The organism is Bartonella sp. AC535YNZD, from assembly GCF_042196625.1.
Taxonomy (GTDB): domain Bacteria; phylum Pseudomonadota; class Alphaproteobacteria; order Rhizobiales; family Rhizobiaceae; genus Bartonella.
Genome location: NZ_JBHIQP010000053.1, coordinates 1 through 1,109 on the forward strand (window position 1 = coordinate 1; position 1,109 = coordinate 1,109).

Consider the following 1,109-nt stretch of genomic DNA (forward strand, 5'->3'; position numbering starts at 1 on the left):
ATAATACCTCCGGTCAGCGTTGTTTTATCTTTAACGTTGATCTTAAAACCACCATCACCCGCTTTGATGCCTGATTGCTCCACAACACTATGATAATCACTAGAGGATTTATCCTTGTTCAAGGAAATATTGGTTGTGGCTGTACCATCCTTTTCTCGGCTATTATAACCAATGGAAACAGAGTTTTGCTTGCTGGAGCTTTGTCCCTTATCACTGTGGCTGACAACGGTAAAATCACCCCCTACTTCCATTTCTACACGCTCTCCAGAAACCACGGCGCCTGCCAATGTGGTGTTTGCCCCACTCGTTGTGTGAACTGTGCCGGTGCCAATAATATGGCTGTTCTTCTGGTGAACCTCCTCACTGGAACCCTTGCCTTTACCAAAAGAAGCATTCCCCATCCACCCTGTACCACCGGTACCATAACTATACCCAACATTCATTGAAGCGCTTTGCGTGTGGTTTTCTGTGCTTTGCGTATTTTGCGCACTTTCAAAGATGATATCTTCACCTGCTCCCATGGTGATATTCCCGCTCTGTTCATCATTGCTTTGCATCGGGTTTGTACCGGCAATAATATCGGCTCCAACACCATGGATGCTGCCTTTGTGGGCTTGCATGTTAACAGCGCGTCCGCCTTCTATGCTATCTGTTACCGCTGTAGAGGTCTGAACAGAGGCTTCTGCCTTCTCTGTCTTAAAGCCCACGGTTACGCTAGCAGAAACATCAGCAATATCACGAATAGACTGTTTGTTTCCACCTTTCATCCCATTATAAAGACCTTTACCTTTGCTATAGAGATCATAGCCTTTTAGACCAGCAATAAGACCATTGCCGATTTTGTGTTTTGTATCCCCATGACCAAAACGTTTGGCTGCATCCTTTACATCTTTTACTGTACCAAGAATGCCCACATTGACAGAGCCTGTCACACCAGCAAAAGACTTTTCATGCTTTTCTTTTGCGTTAGAGGTATCATAGCTTTCTGATAGTGTGATATTATTGCCTGCATCAATGTTGACATCACGATCAGCCGAAACAATGGCTGCTTGTAAATTCACATCATTGTCAGCAGTAATCTGCACATCTTGGCGTGCCGTGATGTGTGA

General features: G+C 44.8%; 1 protein-coding gene. It reads right to left on the reverse strand.

Translation table 11 applies throughout. The annotated features are described in order from the left end of the window. Positions 1-1,109 (reverse strand): hemagglutinin repeat-containing protein (locus ACFIM8_RS09100; RefSeq protein WP_375614830.1); only part of this gene is annotated, 1,109 nt, incomplete at both ends.